Below are 16,845 nucleotides of genomic sequence, written 5' to 3' on the forward strand. Positions count from 1 at the left end.
GCGGTGTCGTTCCTTCTGGAGTTCGTGCGCGATCCGCTGACGGTCGGTGCGATCGCGCCGAGCGGTGCCGCGCTGGCCAGGGTGGCGACGGCCGCGGTGCCCCGGACCGGTTCACCCGTCGTGGTGGAGCTGGGTCCGGGCACCGGGGCGTTCACCGGTGCCATCCAGCGGCGTCTCGCCGGGCGGGGCCTGCACATCGCGGTCGAGGTCAACCCGCGCTTCGCGCGGCACCTGGGCGCCCTGCATCCCGGGGTCGACGTGGTGACCGCGGACGCGACCGACCTCGCCGCGGTGCTCGCGCGGCGGGGGATCAGCCGGGCCGACGTCGTGGTCAGCGGTCTGCCGTGGGCGGCGTTCGCCGAGCAGCGTCAGCGCGACCTGCTGTCCGCGGTGGTCGCCGCCCTGCCGCCGCACGGCGTGTTCACCACCTTCGCATACCTGCACTCGCGGTGGCTTCCACCCGCGCGGCGGCTGCTCATGTCCCTGCGGTCACGGTTCGACGAGGTCGTCGTCAGCCGCACCGAGTGGGCCAACGTCCCGCCCGCCCTGGTGTACTACTGCCGCCGTCCCGTCAAGTGAGGCCAGGAACGCCTCGGCGCGGCGGGCGAAGAGGTGCGTCGCCCGCTCGGCGGACCAGGCGCGGGCCTCCTCCGCGGCGGCCCGCACGACGCCGACGGGTGCCCCACCGGCGTGCAGCACGCGCGCCCGCAGCAGCCGGATGAGTCCTTCGGCGTAGCGCTGGCCGTGGGCCTCCAGCGCCCGGTCCGCCCGGTCGAGGGCCGTGCGGGCCGCGTCCGGCCTGCCGGCGGCCAGCCACATCTCGGCGATCAGCCCGTTGTGATAGGCGATGCCCCACCGCGGCGGGTCGGTGAGCGTCGTGGCCAGGAGCCGCTCGGCCTCCGCCGTGGTCGCGGCCGGGTCGTCGCCGGCGAGGGCGCGGGCCCAGTACCAGTTCAGCCGCACGTAGTGCTCCTGCTGGACGGCGCTGCGGCCCGTGCCCATCGCCATCCACCGCTCGATCGTGCGCAGCACCCAGTCCGCGTCGCCGGCCATGGAGGCGATGATGGTGATGTAGTACGCCCAGGTCGCCACCCCGTACGGGTCGGTGGGCCCGTTCCAGTCGTCGATCATGGTGCCCGCCGTCTCGACGTCACCGTGCATGGCGGTCACGACGGCCCGCCAGCCGGGCCACTCGCCGGAGACGTCCTGCCGGACCGCGGTCCCACCGTGCGGGGAGACCTCACCGTGCAGCAGGGCCGGGTCGTTGTCGATGAAGTACCGGTACGCCTCGCCGATGTTGCCGGTGTCCCACTGGTGCAGACCCCAGGCCTGCCGGCCGTACACGCGAAGGACCGGGTTGGCGGACGCCTCCCCCTGCTCGTACAGCCGGCGGACCAGCTGCGCACGGTCCGGCTCGAGGAAGGTGTAGGCCCCGAACAGGCGGGCGAAGAGCAGGCCGGCGGCCTCGACGTCCCGGCCGAGCTGCCGGGCCAGCAGCTCGGCCCGCTCGAGCAGGTCGAAGGTGGTGCCGCCGAACCCGGCCTGCCGGCGCGGGGCGATGGCGAGCAGCGCGAGGGCGGACAGCTCCAGCGCCGGCAGCCCGGCGGTCCGCGCGATCTGGGCGGCCGTCTCCAGATGCCGGTCGGCGGCCGCGAACGCGAGCTTGCGCGTCGCGCGGCGGCCGGCGCGCTTGAGCGCCTCCACGGTGCGCACCGGGTCGGCGAGCGGGCCGGCGGCCCACAGGTGGTAGGCGAGGCGCTCGGGGCCGGACTCGTCGTGCGCCGGTCGCTCCTCGAGTGCGTCCGCGACACGCAGGTGCAGCCGGATCACCTGCTGCTGCGCCGTGGTCTCGGTGACGGACTCGCGCACCAGGTCGTGCGCGAACCGCACCGTGAACGGCTCCGCGGGCCTCGTCTCGAGCAGACCGAGCGCGTGCAGCGGTTCGAGGCGTTCGAGACAGCCGGCGACGTCCGCACCGGCGACGCGGGCGAGCAGATCGAGGTCGACGTCGCGGCCGATGAGCGCGGCGATCTGCAGCAGGTCGCGAGCGCCGTCGTCGAGGCCGGCCATCCGGCCGCGCACGACGTCCCGCACGCCGGCCGGCACCCCCGCCCGCACCGTCGCCCCGCCGTCGGCGAGTGCGCCACGGTCGCTGAGGAACCGGGACAGTTCCCGGACGTAGAACGGGTTGCCGGCGGTGCGGTCGTAGATGGTGCGGGCGGTGTCGGCGCCGGGCTCGTCGCCGGCCGCGCGGCGGATGAGCTCGGTGACGTCGGCCAGGCCGAGCGGGCCGAGCCGGATGCGCCGGTGGACGGGCAGCCGGCTGGCGTCGGCCAGGACCCGTGACAGGTCGGAGCCGGGCACGGGCGCGCGGTCCCGCAGGGCGCCGATGATCGCGGTGCCGGCGGGCAGCCGGCCCGTCAGATGCCCGAGCAGCTGGAGCGAGGCGGCGTCGCCCCATTGCAGATCGTCCAGGACGAGCAGCAGCGGCCGTTCCGCCGCGGCCTGCCCGACGACGGTGACGACCTGCTCGAAGAGGCGGAACTGGGCACGGCCGCCGGCGACCACCGGCCCCGTGTCGTCGTGCCGCGACTGCAGGAGACCGCCGAGCTCGCCGGCCATCCACTTCTCCCGCGCCGGCGCCGGCAGGCCGTCCAGGACCGCGGTGATCGCCTGCTCCCACGGCCACATCGCCGGCGTACCGTCGCCTTCCAGGCACGAAGCCCACACGACGCGCGCACCGCGCTGGTCCGCCTCGGCCGCGGCCTCCTGCACCAGACGGGTCTTGCCCACCCCCGGTTCGCCCTCGACGATGGCGAGCCCGCTGCCACCGGTGAGCGCCGCCTCCACGGCCTGCCGCAGGGCGGCGAGTTCTTCGCCCCGGCCGACCAGACCGGCGGCCTTCCGCAGGGTTACGCCGTCCGCCTGCCCGCCCGTGCCGACCTCGAACGGGGACGCCCGGGTCTGCGTCAGCACCCGCAGGTATGCGGCCTGCAGCGCCGGGCCGGGATCGATGCCGAGCTCGTCGGCCAGGCGGTCCCGGAACGTGCGGAACGCCGACAGCGCCTCGGCCTGGCGTCCGGCGGCGCCGAGCGTGATGACGAGGCCGGCCTGGACGGGCTCGTGGAACGGCGCCATCTTGGTGGCCAGCTGCAACGCCGGCAGCACCCGCTCCGGCCGGCCCAGCGACACGGCCAGGTCGGCCGCGGCCGTGCACGCGGCGTGGAACTCGTCGTCGAGCGCGGCGAAGACCGCCATCGCGGCCGTCCCGTGGGTGAACCCGGCGGCCACGGGGCCCTGCCAGAGGCCGAGCGCGTCGACGTAGTGCTCGAGCGCCGTTTCGCGATGATGCTGCGCCAGGGCCGCCTCGGCGGCCTCGACGAGCTCCCGGAAGGCGAGCAGGTCCAGCGTGCCGGGGCCGGCGCTGAACAGGTACGCGTTGCCGCGGCGGTGCAGGTACGCGCCGCTGTCCCGGGCGGGGAGCTCGGGTTCGAGCAGGCGCCGCAGCGCTCCGACGTACTTCTGCACCACGTTGAGCGCGCTCGTGGGGGCGTCGTCGCCCCAGATCAGGCCGATCAGCTCGCTCGTCGTGACCGGGCGGCCGGCGCGGGCAAGCAGCAGGGCCAGCAGGTACGCCTGCTGCCGAGGTTTGACGTCCAGCTCGACGCCGTCGCGCCACACCCGCAACGGGCCGAGCAGCCGCAGGCGCAGGGGATCCGCATCCACCGGAGGTTGCGGGCTCATCCGGGCTCGACCGGGGCCGGTCCACCGGCAACGGACCGCGCGACCCGCCGGCGGGTGAGCAGCACGCCGAACCCGACCGCCGCGAAGTGCATGATGATGCCGTAGACCGCGCCCGGGACGGCCATCTCGGCATTGTTCAGCAGTGCCGGGCTCAGCGCGACCGTCACGGCGATCGTGGTGTTGTGCACGCCGATCTCGAACCCGGCCGCGATGGCCGCGCGGTGGTCGACACCGGCCAGCCGCGGCGCGCCATAACCGATCAGCAGGCTGACGGCGTTGAAGGTCAGCGCGGCCACGCCGACCGAGACGAAGTAGCCCGCGACGTTGCCCCGCTCCGCGTACACCACGAGGGAGACGACCGCGACCAGCACCACCACCGACAGCACCCGGACCGGGCGGTCGAGCCGCCGCGCGACCTCGGGCGCCCGCGCGCGCACGAGCATGCCGACCGCGACCGGCACCAGCACCATCAGGAACACCTGCAGCACCTTGCCGGACTGCAGCCCGAGCGCGGCGCCGTCGGCCAGGAAGTACGCGGCCGACAGATTCACCACGATCGGCAGCGTGACCACCACCAGCGCCGTGTTGACGGCGGTGAGCGTGACGTTCAGCGCGACGTGCCCGCCGAACAGGTGGCTGTACAGATTGGCGGTGGGACCGCCCGGCGACGCCGCGACCAGCATCATGCCGACCGCCAGCGCCGGCGGCAGCCGGAACGCGAGCACCAGGCCGAAGCAGATCACGGGCAGCACCACGAGCTGGCACACCAGGGCCACCGCGACCGCTCGCGAATGCCGGCCGACCCGCCGGAAGTCCTCGACGGTCAGGCTGAGACCCAGGCCGAGCATCACGACGAAGAGGGCAACCGGCAGACTGGCAGAGATCAACGCGGAGCCCACGGTGCATTTTGACCGGTACGCCACGGCCGGTCAATACACCGATCCCGCCGCCGTTTCGCGCGTTCGTGGCCGTCAATGGCACGATGGCCGGGTGTCGCATCGACGAACGGCTCTCGCCGTGTGTGCGTTCGCGTTGACGTTCGCCGTGCTCGCCGTCACCGCGCTGGTGATCGAGCGGATCGAACCCGCCGCGGCTCCGGCGTCGCCCGCCGCTGCGGCGCCGGCGGCCTCGGGGCCGCTGCTGTTCGCGTGCGCTGCGCCGCTGGGCGCGGACGCCGGCTACTGCGAACGCCTGGTCGAGGACCACAGCCGGCGAGCGGCCGTGACCGATCAGACCCGTGCCGACCTCAGCGCCGCGGCGCGACACGTCGACGAACTGGTCCACCCCGAGCCGGTGTGCCGCGCGGTGCAGACGACACCCGGCGGACCGGCCAGACGCGTGTGCGACCGCAATCTGCCCGACCCGGCGGTGCTGCTCGCCCGGCTGGACGGCGCCGGGTTCACCGGCGCCATCGTCCGTCCGGCCCGCGACGGCGATCCGGCGCCGCGGGGTTCGCTCTTCTACGCGGTTCCGGTCCGCGGGGCCTGCATCATCGGCGCGGTCACCGGCCTCCCCGAACGGGTGAGCAGCCAGATCACGGGCCCACTGCCGACCGGCAGCTGCGGCTGAAGGCCGGGCGCCGCAGCCGCGCCCGCCATCATGGCCTGGCCCGCCGCGCCGATGGACCCGGCGCTCGCCGCGTGGACCGGCCCGGCGAGACGCCGTCAGCCGGGCGAGTGCGCCGACGCCGGGGTCGCGTCCGGGTTGCGCCGGCAGGCCCGGGCGATGTTCTTGCGCACCAGCCGGCTCTGGACGTCGATCGCCTTGTCCAGCAGGTCAAGGACCCGCTGCCCGGCCGCTGCCGGATCCGGTTCGTCGGGGCGTCCGTTTCCATGCCTGGAGCTCCTCGGGGTCGTCACGTCCAACGGCGTCCGCAATTCGACCAGCCGAGCGGACCTTGCACCAGATCGCCGAACGGTGGAGGCCGCACTGGTCCGGACGACGCCGGGCGGCGCGTCCCGGGGGAGTCCCGCCGCGGGCGCTGCTGTCCAGGTCGGCGGGCGGTTCGGTACGGTAGCTGGGTCATGGAGCCGCGGATCGGCGAACGCATCATCGGGCGGGATCACCCCGCGGGTCTGCTGCGCGCCGCGGTCGACCGGGCCGTGGCCAGCCACGGCGGGCTGGTGCTCGTCGCCGGGGAGCCGGGCATCGGCAAGACCACGCTCGTCACCGCCGCGGCCGACGAGGCGCGGCAACGGGGCGCGCTGGTGCTGGGCGCCGCCTGCTGGGACTCCGACAGCGCGCCCGGCTACTGGCCGTGGGTGCAGGTGATGCGCGGGCTGCGCCGCTCCGCCGACGACTGGGCCCTCGCCCGGGAATCGTCCGAGCCCGCCCTGCGGGTCCTGCTCGGCGAGGACACAGGCGCGGGCACAGGCTCGGGCTCGGGCTCGGGTCCGGCAGACCTGGCCGACGGCGACCACGAGGCGTTCGCGCTCTACGACGCGGTGACCACCGCGCTGGTCTCGGTCTCCCAGCGCCGGCCCGTCATCGTCGTGCTCGACGACCTGCACTGGGCCGACCCGGCGTCCATGCGCCTGCTGCGGTTCGCCACGCAGCACACCTGGTTCGAGCGGCTGCTGGTGATCGGCACCTACCGCGACGCCGAGGTCGAGTCGGCCGAGCACCGGTTGCACCCGTTGCTGATGCCGCTGACCGCGAAGGCCACCACCGTCACCCTGACCGGCCTGTCCCGGGCCGAGGTCGGCGCGCTGATCAGTCGCACGGCCGGCCGGGAACCCGACGCGGAGCTGCTCAGCGAGGTGCACCGGCGTACCGGCGGCAACCCGTTCTTCGTCGAGCAGACGGCCCGGCTCTGGCGCGCCGGCGGCCAGGTGACCACGATCGCTCCCGGCGTCCGGCAGGCCGTGCAGCGGCGCCTGGCGGAGCTGCCGGATGCGGTCGTCGAGGTGCTCACCGTCGCCGCCGTGCTGGGCCGCGACTTCCACCGCCAGGTCCTCGCCGCCTGCATGCCGGGCCCGGTCGCACAGGTCGACCGGCTCCTCGACCGGGCGGTGACGGCGCGGCTCGTGGCCGCCCGTGGCGAGGGGCGGTTCACGTTCGCCCATGACCTGGTCCGCGAGACGCTGTACGACGCGCTGCCCGACGACGACCGGCGGGCCCGGCACGCCGCGGTCGTGCGTGCCGTCGACCTGTCCGGCGCCCTCGCCGAGCGGCTGATCCCCGCCGACCTGGCCCGCCACGCGTGGCTGGCCGGCGGCGCCCTCGGGCGTCCCGCGCCGCCGGCCTGCTCGCCGCCGCCGGCCGCGACGCGGCGCGGCGGCTGGCCACGGAGGAGGCGGTGGTGCACTACCGCCGCGCGCTGGAGGTCTCCGACGACCCGGCCCAGCGGGTCAGGACGATGGTCGACCTCGGACGGCACCTGCACCACCACGCCGGCCGGGCCGAGGCCGACCGTCTCCTCGCCGAGGCCGGGACGCTCGCGCTCACCCTCGACGACCCGGTGCTGCTGGCGCGGGTCGCGCACACCATGTACCGGCAGACGACCGTCTCGGACCGTCCGGGCACCCCGGCGGAGCTGCTGCGGGAGGCGCACCGGCGGCTCATCGGCGAGCCGGACGCCACTGCGCCGCTCACCGCGCTCGCCGCCGACCTGATCACCGCCACCGAGACGATCGCCCGCCGCGGCCACGACGACGAGACCCTCACCTTCAGCCTCTGGGCGCGCCACGACACCACCTGGGGCATGGGCACGGCCGCCGACCGGGCGGCGCTCACCGTCGAGATCCGCGACGTGGCACGGCGCACCGGCGACCTGGAGACCGAGCTGTGGGCGACGTCGCTGCGCTGGGTGGCCCTGCTGGAGCTCGGCGACCCCGCCTACTACCAGGAGCTGACCGCGTTCGTCACCGGCGGCCGGGACAGCACCGCCGGCGGGTACCGGATGGCGGCGGCGATCGACGGCGGCATCATCGCCTCGTTCCGGGGTGACTTCGCCGAGGCCGGCAAGCTCTTCACGGAACTGGACGACATCAGCTCGGGGGAGCAGTCCGACCACATGTTCCTGAGCGTGCAGGTGCGCTGGTCGTGGCTGACGCTGCAGGGCAGGTTCGCCGAGGCAGGCGCGGTGCTGGAGCGGATGAGCGCGTCCGAGGGGAACCTCGGGGACCTGCTGCGGGCCATCACCGCCGCCGAGCGCGGCGACACCGAGACCGCCGTGCGGTTGGCCACGGGCATCGAGGCGGCCGGCACGACCTTCACCCGTGCCGTCTCGCCGCTGTGGCACCGCCTCCAGGCACAGGTCGCCGCGGCGACGGGCGACCCGCAGCGCTGTGCGCAGATCCGCGCGACGCTGCACCCGTACCGCGGGCAATGGATCGTCGCGCTCTTCGGCTGTGACGTCAGCGGCCCGGTGGACTACTGGCTGGCGGTGGTCGACCTGGCGCAGCGGCGCTGGGCCGACGCCGTCGCCGGGTTCAGCGCGGCCCGCGACGGCGCCGACCGGATGGGCTCGCAACCGTGGTCGCTGCTCGCCCGCGCCGGCCTGGTGGAGGCGTTGACCGGGCGCGCAGCGCCGGGGACGCCGCCGCGGCGGCCGGGAACGCGCGGCCGTCCTGCCCGTGGCCCGCGCCGTGGGCATGGAGCAGGTGCTGCGGCGGCTCGGCGGGACGGAGGCCGGCGCCGTACCGGAACCTGCGGCCGCCGACTACGAGTTCCGCCGCGACGGCCCGGTCTGGCAGCTCACCTACGCCGGCACGGTCGTGCACCTGCCGGACGCCAAGGGCCTGCACGACCTGCGGCTGCTGCTGAGCCGCCCGGGCACCGACGTGCCGGCGGCCGAGCTGCTGGACCCGGCCGCCGGGCCGGAACTTGCCGCCGCCCACCGGCTCGGCGGTGACCCCGTGCTGGACGACGAGGCGAAGGTCCGCTACCGGCGGCACCTCGACCGGCTCGACGAGGAGATCGACCGTGCCGCCGCCCGCGGCGACGAGGCCCGGCTCGCCGCCCTCGACGCCGAACGCGCGGCGCTGGTTGACCAGCTGCGGGCGGCGGCCGGCCTCGCGGGCCGCAACCGCCGCCTCGGCGACGACGCCGAACGGGCCCGCAAGACCGTGACCGCCCGCATCCGCGACACGCTGCGGCGCCTCGACGGGCGGCACCCCGCCCTTGCCGCCCATCTGCGCGACGCCGTGTCCACCGGCAGCACCTGCGGCTACCATCCGGCTTCACCGCCGCCGTGGCGCCTGTAGAACACTCAGCGGCGGTTGTACCGGCGCATCGTCAGCGTGCCGAAGACGACCAGGAAGCCGGCGCTCCACAGCAGCACCCACATCAGGTTCGTGGCGTCGGAGGACCCGGCCATCGCCGCCCGCACCGACGCCACCAGGTGGGTGATCGGGTTGGCCTTCACGAACGCCTGCAGCCAGCCCGGCATCGTCACCGGGTTGACGAACACGTTGCTCAGGAACGTCAGCGGGAACAGCACCATCATGCTGACCCCCATCACCGACTTCTCGCTGCGCAGCACCAGCCCGAAGAACGTCCACACCCAGGAGAACGCGAACGAGAAGACCACCAGCAGGCCGATCCCGGCCAGCACGCCGGGCAGGCCGCCGCCGGGCCGGAACCCGAGCACCAGCCCCACCCCGAGGATGACCAGCGCGCCGAGGACGTAGCGCAGCACGTCGCCGAGGATCATGCCGACCAGTGCGGCGGGCCGCCAGATCGGCAGCGTCCGGAACCGGTCGAAGACACCCTTCTCGATGTCGGTGTTCAGCCCGACACCGGTGTACATCGTGATCATCACGACGCTCGTCACCATGATGCCCGGCAGGAAGAACTGCAGGTAGTCCCGCGGGCTGCCGGCGAGCGCGCCGCCGAACAGGTACGTGAACATCAGCACCATGATGATCGGGAACGCCGTGACGTCGAACAGCTGCTCCGGCACGTGCTTGATCTTCAGCATCGCCCGCCAGCCGAAGGTCAGCGACGCCGACAGCGCACTGGGTCTCGGCGGCCGCGAGCCGGGCGCGAGGACCGTGGCGAGCGCCTCCGCCGACGGCACGTACAGGGCCGGCGCCCGGCCGGTCGTAGCGGTCGTGACATCAGTCATCGGGCCTTCTCCATCTGCTCGTCCCGCTCGCCGGCCTCGACGGCGGGGTGGTCGGTCAGGGCCAGGAACACCTCGTCCAGGCTCGGCTGGCCCAGCGAGAAGTCGTCCACGACGATGCCGGCGCGGGCGAGGTTGCCCAGCGCGAGCGCGGCCTGCTCCCCGGCGTCGAGGTCGGAGCCGGCCCCGCCCACGCGGGCGGTCATCGCCACCGGGTCCGGTTCCAGCTGGACCGGCACGCCCAGCGCCGACCGGAGCACCTGCTCCGCGTCGGCCCGCCGTGCCGGGTCCCGCAACCGCACGTGGACGGTGCCGGAGCCCACCGACGACTTCAGCTCGCCCGGCGTGCCCTCCGCGATCACCCTGCCGTGGTCCACGACCGCGATCCGCCCGGCGAGCTGATCCGCCTCGTCCAGGTACTGCGTGGTCAGCAGCACCGTCGTACCGTGTGCCACCACCGCCCGGATGATCTCCCACACCTGGTTGCGGCTGCGCGGATCCAGCCCCGTGGTCGGCTCATCCAGGAACAACAGGTCCGGCGTGCTGAGGATGCTCGCCGCGATGTCGATGCGGCGGCGCATCCCGCCGGAGTACTTCTTGACCTGCCGCCCCGCCGCCTCGGTCAGCCCGAACGCGGCGAGCAGACTGTCGGCCCGCTCACGCGCGGCCGGCCGGCCCAGCCCGAGCAGGCGGCCGAGCAGGACCAGGTTCTCCGCGCCGGTCAGATCCTCGTCCACGGAGGCGTACTGCCCGGTCAGGCTCACCCGCGCCCGGACCGCGTCGGCCTCGGTCACCACGTCGTGGCCGAACACCCTGGCCTGCCCGCCGTCCGGGCGCAGCAGCGTGGCAAGGACCCGCACCGTCGTGGTCTTGCCCGCGCCGTTCGGCCCGAGCAGCCCGTACACGGTGCCGGTGGGAATCTGCAGATCGATGCCGTCCAGGGCGCGGGTCTCCCCGAACGACCGGGTCAGGCCGACCGCCTCGACGGCGGGCCCGGTGGTGCGTCTACTCATTGACTGCAACCTCTCCTGTTTGACGTTTCAGCAGGTGTACGGGCGTGCGGCACGCCCGTCCCGGAGCGTCAGCCCCCACCAGCCGAGCTGGTCGAGCATGACCGTGGCGTCGCGGCGCAGCTGGTCCTCGGCCGCCGGCGCCGGCCCGCCGCACAGCAGGTCGAGCGCGACGACGCCGGACACCGTCACCGCGTGCAGCGCCGTGAAGACCGTCCGCAGCTGATCGACGGCGTGCATGCCGGTCGAGCGGCACCCGTACGACACGAACCCGACCGGCTTGGCGCGCCATTCGTCGTACGCGTAGTCGATCGCCTGCTTCAGCGACGCCGGGAAACTGTGGTTGTACTCCGGGGTGACCACGACGAACGCCTCCGCCTCGTCCACCCGCCGCGCGAACAACCGCATCGCCGCGGTCGCCGCTGCCGGGTAGCTGCCGGGGAAGTCGAAGTCGGCCAGGTCGACGGCGGTCACCGCCATGTCCTCGCGCTCACCCGCCCGCTCGACGAACCAGCGCCCGACCCGCCCACCCATCCGCCCCTCGCGGGTACTACCGATGATCACGGCGACTCGCAGCGGCGTCATGGTCCCTCCCCGGCTCCGTCGGTCTCACCCACCAGGCGCGAGACGACATCCGGCAGCCGCTAGGTCAGATCTAGCGGCCGCGCGCCCGTTCCGGCAGCAGCGCCACCGCAACGCCCGCCGCCGCCAGCCGATCCGCCAGGACCGACATCTCCGCCGGCGTGCCGGTGAGCCCGTCTCCGGCGAAGTCCGCGTACGCGCGGGCGGTCTCGGCGATCGTCACGCCCCGCTTGCGGAACACGGTGAGCGCCCGCAGCCGCGGCCGGCCGGGCCGCCGCCGCGTTTCGGGCGGCGGCGGACGGCGTGACGGGGTATCCGCAGGACGGCAACCGGCCCGGGTGAGGCCGCCCGATGCGCGGACCTTTCCTAAACCCTGGCGACCTGGACGCGCTGGATCTCGTCGCCGAGCGCTTCGACGGCGGATCGCAGCACCTCGGGACCGGCCAGGTTCATCAGCTTGAGCCCGAGCGCGAGCGACTTCTGCCGGTCGCTCATCGGACTCTGCACCAGCGAGTTGATGTCCTCGGCGAGGGCCTGCTGGTCGTCCGGGTCGAGATTCTGCAGCAGGGCGAGGCACAGCGTCGGCAACGCGATGCTCGCGGCCATGAAGTCGACGTTCTTCATCAGGTCGACGACCTCCTTGGAGCGGCTCGCCGCGCGCTTGCGGTCCACCGACCGGTCGGCGGCGTTGAGCAGCGTGGTCAGCACCGAGCTCGGCCCGATGCCGACGTCGGCGTCGCCCACCCGCACGATGAACAGGCTCGTGCGCAGGAACGCGATCGCGCCGAGGCTGGCGACCAGCAGCTGGACCGTTTCGGCGCTCGCCCCCTGCGCACCGAAGGTCACGTTGAAGGTGCGGGCCATCCAGAGCGCGCAAACTCCCGCCACACCGTTCAGGGCGAGATACACGAACGCCCCGGGCGTCTTGAGCGCGGCGACCGGCCGGTCCCGGTATCGCGAGATGACCTCGCCCAGCGAGACGAGGCCACCGAGTGCGAAGCTAATCAGGTAACTCCGCACCAGGCTCATCAAGGCCGCCCGGTCTCGCCGCGACCGAGACTGTTGAGAAACACATTGAACGCGCCCGTGGTGACGGGGCCGGAAACGATTTCCGGCGTGATCGGCCGTTCCTCGGAAATGGTGACGGCCGGCTTTTCCGTCTGCAACATCCCGGAGATCTCGGTCAGCAGCGCCGGGTCATTCTGCAGCATCCTGCGGATCTGCAGCCGCAATGCGGCCAGGACATCCTCGTCGCCGGGAAATTCGGCCACGTCAAGGATCGAGACCTCGAGGGCGGCCCGGGTCTCCGGCGCCTGCAGGAGAGCCTGGAGGATGCGGCTCCCGAGCTTGACGGACTCATCTGCCTGGTCGGGTGCACCCTCGAGCACCCGCTCGACGACTGCCGACCCATATGCGCCCGTTGTCGCCGCGATGTACGGCGACGCCGCGGCGACCACCGAAACTTCGTCCATCAGCTGACCTTGCTCCTCGGTTCACGAAGCGATGACTGGTGACAGGACGCGCCATGCTACCACCGGACGATGTTCGATGGATCTCGCCGTGAGATCGGGATACCACCGATGTATGAGGCCCGAAGCGGTCTCTGGAGCGTCCTGAGTGGCGCCAATTGCCCGAGTTGGCCGCCATTCATCCGATGAAAGTGTTGACAACCCGGCAGGCTCCTTGCAACAGTCGTCGTCACAGTAGGTGCGTCGGCGCGCTCCTCCAGCGATGTGAAGGAGTCCGCCGATGCCCGGGCGTCGCTTGCGTTCGCCGCCGGCCGCCTCGCCGTCCGTGTGACGCCGTGTTGTCCCGCCACCATTGCCGTTCGCCCATCGGCGCGGTCCTGGTCCGCAATCCCTGACCGACCGTCACCGCCACGACGGTCGGCGACCTCGGCCGCCTCCCACCCCCTCCGCCGCACGTCACCGGACCGTCCAGGTCCGGGAAGGAGCGCCGCATGCCCGCCGTGGACCAGTCCCCGAGACATCGAAGAATGTCCAGAAATCGATGGATATACGCCACCGTGCTGCCGTTGGTCGGGTGGGCGGCGACCGTTGTGGTCAACGCGCCGCCGGCCGGGGCGCACACCGCCATCAACGCGGCCGACTGGCAGCAGGTCGAGCTGGCGCGCGGCGTCGCCGAGGTCGGCGAACCCATGACGCTCGCGGTGCTGCCCGACCGCTCGGTGCTGCACACGGCCCGCAACGGCACGCTGCGCCGTACCGACGTCAACGGCACCACGTCGGTCGTCGCGAACATCCCGGTGTACACGCACGACGAGGAGGGGTTGCAGGGCGTCGCCGTCGACCCCAACTTCGCCAGCAACCGGTACGTCTACCTGTACTACGCCCCGCCGCTGTCGACCCCGGGCGGCGACGCGCCGGCCACCGGCACCGCCGCGACCTGGAACACCTGGCGCGGCGTCAACCGGCTGTCCCGGTTCACCTTGAGCACCAGCTGGGCGCTCAGCGGTGAGGCGATGATCATCGAGGTGGCGACGGACCGGGGCATGTGCTGCCACGTCGGTGGTGACATCGACTTCGACGCGGCCGGCAACCTGTTCCTGACGACCGGCGACGACACGAACCCGTTCGACTCCGCCGGGTACGCGCCGATCGACGAGCGGACCGACCGCAACCCGGCGTACGACGCGCAGCGCTCCGCCGGCAACACCAACGACCTGCGCGGCAAGATCCTGCGGATCAAGCCGAACGCGACCGGTGGCGGGTACACCGTGCCGGCCGGCAACCTGTTCGCGCCCGGCACGGCCAACACCCGGCCGGAGATCTACGCGATGGGCTTCCGCAACCCGTTCCGGATGAACGTCGACAAGGCCACCGGCGTCGTCTACGTCGGTGACTACGGGCCGGACGCCGGCAGCACCAGCGCCACCCGTGGCCCGAGCGGCCAGGTCGAGTTCGACCGGGTGCCGTCGCCCGGCAACTACGGCTGGCCGTACTGCACCGGCACGAACACCACCAACGAGACCTACAACGAGTGGAACTTCGCCACCAACGCCACCGGGGCGAAGTACAACTGCACGGGCGGGCCGACCAACAACTCGTTCCGCAACACCGGCCTGCAGACGCTGCCGGCCGCCCGCACGTCGTGGATCCGCTACGCCGGTGACGCCGGTTCGCCGCCGGAGTTCGGCAGCGGGTCCGAGTCGCCGATGGGCGGGCCGGTGTACCGGTACGACGCCGCGAACCCGTCGACGGTGAAGTTCCCCGCCGACTTCGACGGGCACTACTTCGCCGGTGAGTTCGGCCGGCGCTGGATCAAGACCGTGCACGTCAACGGCGACGGTTCGCCGGGCAGCATCATCGGCTTCCCGTGGACCGGAACCCAGGTGATGGACATGGCGTTCGGGCCCGACGGCGCGCTGTACGTGCTGGACTACGGCACCGGCTTCGGCAGCCCCGACTCGTTCTCGGCGCTGTACCGCATCGAGTACATCGGCCAGGGCAGCAACCGTGCGCCGATCGCCCGCGCGGCGGGGAATCCGACGTCCGGCCCCGCGCCGCTGACGGTCAACTTCTCCTCCTCCGAATCCAGCGACCCGGACGGCAACCCGATCACGTTCTCGTGGGCGTTCGGCGACGGCACGACGTCGACGGCGGCCAACCCGACGAAGACGTACAGCACCGCCGGCACCTACACGGCGACGCTGACCGTCCGGGACAACGCCAGCCCACCGGCGTCGGCGACGGCGAGCGTGCAGATCAGCGTCGGCAACACGGCGCCGACGGTCACCATCGTCACCCCGGTCAACGGCCAGCTGTTCAGCTTCGGCGACACCGTGCCGTACCAGATCCAGGTCACCGACCCCGAGGACGGCACGATCAACTGCAGCCGGGTCCGGATGACGTACCTGCTCGGCCATGACAGCCACGCGCACCAGATCACCTCGCAGACCGGCTGCTCGGGCACGATCACGGTGCCGGTCGACGGTGAGCACGACGCCGCCGCGAACGTGTTCGGGGTGTGGGACGCCGAGTACACCGACAACGGCGGCATCACCACGCACAAGCAGAGCATCACCCAGCCGCGGCACCGCCAGGCCGAGCACTACGGTGCGATGTCCGGCGTCGGGCTGTTCAACAAGACCACCGCCGAGGGCGGGCGGACCGTCGGCGACATCCAGAACGGCGAGTGGATCAGCTTCACGCCGTACGCGCTGAGCGGCGCGACCTCGTTCACCGCGCGCGTCTCGTCGGGCGGTCCGGGCGGCACCCTGTCGCTGCGCGCCGGCTCGGCGACGGGCACGCTGCTCGGCAGCGCGGCCGTACCGAACACCGGCAGCTTCGAGACGTTCACCAACGTCACCGGCAACCTGTCCAACCTGCCGTCCGGCACCACCACGCTGTTCCTGGTCTTCACCGGCGGCTCCGGCGCACTGTTCGACGTGGACGCGTTCACCATCAACAGCGGCGGCCCGCCGCCGACGAACCTGGCGCTGAACAAGCCGGCGACCGCGGACAGCCAGTGCGCCTCGACGGAGGCACCGGCGAAGGCGGTCAACGGCACGGTCAACGGTGGCAACGCCGACAAGTGGTGCTCCGTGGGTGCCAGCAAGTGGCTGCAGGTCGACCTGGGCAGCAGCCAGCCGGTCAGCCGGGTCGTCGTCCGGCACTCCGGGGCCGGCGGGGAGAACGCCGCGTGGAACACCCGCGACTTCGACATCCAGGTGAGCACCAACGGCACCACCTGGACGACCGTCGCCTCGCCGCGCGGCAACACCGCCAACGTCACCACCCACACGTTCGCGACGACGAACGCCAGGTACGTCCGGATGAACGTCCTGGTGCCGACCAGCAACACCGACGCCGCCGCCCGGATCTACGAGTTCGAGGCATACGCCGGCTGAGGCTCCCGGTGGGCGGGGCTCCGGCTCCGCCCACCGGCCCGCGGAGGACGCTCGTTCCCAACGTCAACGGGACAGCGGGGATCGGCGCGGTTGCCGACCGGCTCCATGTCAGGCCGGGCCGTCAGCCCGACCATGACCATGTGCTGACGCCGGTCCGGCCGCCGCCGCGAGCAGGATCTTGCGCATCGCGTCGGGGACCGGTCGTTTGCCGGAGCCGTCGGGTGCGACCGTGACGTACACGATCTTCGCGGCGCAGGTCTCGTGGCCCGTGCGGCGGACCGAGAAGTGGATGTCGAAGCTGGTGGTGCCGATCCGGCCGGGGCGGACCGCGATCTGCACCGCCTCGCCCCAGCGGACCCCGGAGCGCCAGTCGATCTCCGAACGGACCAGCTGGAAGTCGATGCCCTCACGGTCCAGCGCCTCGGCGTCCAGCCCGTGGTGGATGAGGAAGCCCGACATGGCCTCGTCGAACCACGTCAGGTACCAGGCGTTGAACACGACGCCCTGCTGATCGACCTCGAAGTAGCGTGCCTTCCACGGCATGACGAACTCGTTCGCGTCCAGCACGTGCC

15 protein-coding genes are annotated in these 16,845 nt (G+C 72.9%); 5 read left to right on the forward strand and 10 right to left on the reverse strand.

The window, feature by feature from the left end:
- The first annotated feature begins 3 nt into the window (after nucleotides 1–3).
- Nucleotides 4–579, forward strand: a complete 576-nt coding sequence (locus tag OHA72_RS38400; RefSeq protein WP_327000976.1) for a class I SAM-dependent methyltransferase — start codon at nucleotides 4–6, stop codon at nucleotides 577–579.
- Here the strand turns inward: OHA72_RS38400 and OHA72_RS38405 are convergent.
- Nucleotides 490–3,744: a BTAD domain-containing putative transcriptional regulator gene (locus OHA72_RS38405; RefSeq protein ID WP_327000977.1), complete on the reverse strand. Its 3,255-nt coding sequence runs from the start codon at nucleotides 3,742–3,744 to the stop codon at nucleotides 490–492. The genes OHA72_RS38400 and OHA72_RS38405 overlap by 90 nt on opposite strands.
- The gene (locus OHA72_RS38410) at nucleotides 3,741–4,643 is read right to left on the reverse strand and encodes a bile acid:sodium symporter family protein (protein ID WP_442788377.1); all 903 of its coding nucleotides are present in this window, start codon (nucleotides 4,641–4,643) and stop codon (nucleotides 3,741–3,743) included. The genes OHA72_RS38405 and OHA72_RS38410 overlap by 4 nt, the downstream gene beginning before the upstream one ends.
- A gap of 91 nt (nucleotides 4,644–4,734) precedes the next feature.
- Here OHA72_RS38410 and OHA72_RS38415 point away from each other — a divergent pair, with 91 nt between their 5' ends.
- The gene (locus OHA72_RS38415) at nucleotides 4,735–5,313 is read left to right on the forward strand and encodes a hypothetical protein (protein WP_327000978.1); all 579 of its coding nucleotides are present in this window, start codon (nucleotides 4,735–4,737) and stop codon (nucleotides 5,311–5,313) included.
- A gap of 95 nt (nucleotides 5,314–5,408) precedes the next feature.
- Here OHA72_RS38415 and OHA72_RS38420 read toward each other — a convergent pair whose 3' ends face one another.
- Complete coding sequence (locus tag OHA72_RS38420) at nucleotides 5,409–5,603, reverse strand: hypothetical protein (RefSeq protein WP_327000979.1); 195 nt, start codon at nucleotides 5,601–5,603, stop codon at nucleotides 5,409–5,411.
- Between the two features lie 165 nt (nucleotides 5,604–5,768).
- Here OHA72_RS38420 and OHA72_RS38425 point away from each other — a divergent pair, with 165 nt between their 5' ends.
- Nucleotides 5,769–7,358 (forward strand): ATP-binding protein, encoded by a 1,590-nt coding sequence (locus OHA72_RS38425; RefSeq protein WP_327000980.1) that lies wholly within the window; start codon nucleotides 5,769–5,771, stop codon nucleotides 7,356–7,358.
- A 1,245-nt stretch (nucleotides 7,359–8,603) separates the two neighbouring features.
- Nucleotides 8,604–8,951: a hypothetical protein gene (locus OHA72_RS38430; RefSeq protein ID WP_327000981.1), complete on the forward strand. Its 348-nt coding sequence runs from the start codon at nucleotides 8,604–8,606 to the stop codon at nucleotides 8,949–8,951.
- Between the two features lie 5 nt (nucleotides 8,952–8,956).
- Here the strand turns inward: OHA72_RS38430 and OHA72_RS38435 are convergent, their stop codons facing one another.
- The 6 genes from OHA72_RS38435 to OHA72_RS38460 all read right to left on the reverse strand — a co-directional run bounded on the left by OHA72_RS38435 (nucleotide 8,957) and on the right by OHA72_RS38460 (nucleotide 12,875).
- Entirely contained in the window at nucleotides 8,957–9,814 is an 858-nt protein-coding gene (locus OHA72_RS38435) for an ABC transporter permease (protein WP_327000982.1), read from the reverse strand.
- Nucleotides 9,811–10,824, reverse strand: coding sequence for an ATP-binding cassette domain-containing protein (locus OHA72_RS38440; protein ID WP_327000983.1), 1,014 nt, complete (start codon nucleotides 10,822–10,824; stop codon nucleotides 9,811–9,813). Before OHA72_RS38440 ends, OHA72_RS38435 begins: the two co-directional genes overlap by 4 nt.
- Nucleotides 10,825–10,851: 27 nt before the next feature.
- A complete protein-coding gene (locus tag OHA72_RS38445) occupies nucleotides 10,852–11,385 on the reverse strand; it encodes an NADPH-dependent FMN reductase (protein WP_327000984.1) in 534 nt (177 codons plus the stop codon).
- A gap of 91 nt (nucleotides 11,386–11,476) precedes the next feature.
- Nucleotides 11,477–11,644 (reverse strand): hypothetical protein, encoded by a 168-nt coding sequence (locus OHA72_RS38450; RefSeq protein ID WP_327000985.1) that lies wholly within the window; start codon nucleotides 11,642–11,644, stop codon nucleotides 11,477–11,479.
- Between the two features lie 125 nt (nucleotides 11,645–11,769).
- Nucleotides 11,770–12,423 carry a hypothetical protein gene (locus OHA72_RS38455; protein ID WP_327000986.1) on the reverse strand — a complete coding sequence of 218 codons (654 nt, stop codon included), beginning with the start codon at nucleotides 12,421–12,423 and terminating at the stop codon, nucleotides 11,770–11,772.
- Nucleotides 12,424–12,431: 8 nt separating this feature from the next.
- Nucleotides 12,432–12,875 carry a hypothetical protein gene (locus OHA72_RS38460; protein WP_327000987.1) on the reverse strand — a complete coding sequence of 148 codons (444 nt, stop codon included), beginning with the start codon at nucleotides 12,873–12,875 and terminating at the stop codon, nucleotides 12,432–12,434.
- A 524-nt stretch (nucleotides 12,876–13,399) separates the two neighbouring features.
- On the opposite strand from OHA72_RS38460, the gene OHA72_RS38465 reads away from it, so the two are divergent.
- Complete coding sequence (locus OHA72_RS38465) at nucleotides 13,400–16,273, forward strand: PQQ-dependent sugar dehydrogenase (RefSeq protein WP_442788378.1); 2,874 nt, start codon at nucleotides 13,400–13,402, stop codon at nucleotides 16,271–16,273.
- A gap of 108 nt (nucleotides 16,274–16,381) precedes the next feature.
- Here the strand turns inward: OHA72_RS38465 and OHA72_RS38470 are convergent, their stop codons facing one another.
- Nucleotides 16,382–16,840, reverse strand: coding sequence for an acyl-CoA thioesterase (locus OHA72_RS38470; protein ID WP_327000989.1), 459 nt, complete (start codon nucleotides 16,838–16,840; stop codon nucleotides 16,382–16,384).
- Nucleotides 16,841–16,845: the final 5 nt, after the last annotated feature.

Origin of the sequence: Dactylosporangium sp. NBC_01737 (assembly GCF_035963215.1) — a bacterium.
In the GTDB taxonomy this organism is placed as follows: domain Bacteria; phylum Actinomycetota; class Actinomycetes; order Mycobacteriales; family Micromonosporaceae; genus Dactylosporangium.

Bases quoted from the DNA above. Each gene is read 5' to 3' on its own strand.
- OHA72_RS38405 (WP_327000977.1), bottom strand. From the start codon at position 3,744: ATGAGCCCGCAACCTCCGGTGGATGCGGATCCCCTGCGCCTGCGGCTG.
- OHA72_RS38425 (WP_327000980.1), top strand. From the start codon at position 5,769: ATGGAGCCGCGGATCGGCGAACGCATCATCGGGCGGGATCACCCCGCG.
- OHA72_RS38435 (WP_327000982.1), bottom strand. From the start codon at position 9,814: ATGACTGATGTCACGACCGCTACGACCGGCCGGGCGCCGGCCCTGTAC.
- OHA72_RS38440 (WP_327000983.1), bottom strand. From the start codon at position 10,824: ATGAGTAGACGCACCACCGGGCCCGCCGTCGAGGCGGTCGGCCTGACC.
- OHA72_RS38460 (WP_327000987.1), bottom strand. From the start codon at position 12,875: ATGGACGAAGTTTCGGTGGTCGCCGCGGCGTCGCCGTACATCGCGGCG.
- OHA72_RS38465 (WP_442788378.1), top strand. From the start codon at position 13,400: ATGTCCAGAAATCGATGGATATACGCCACCGTGCTGCCGTTGGTCGGG.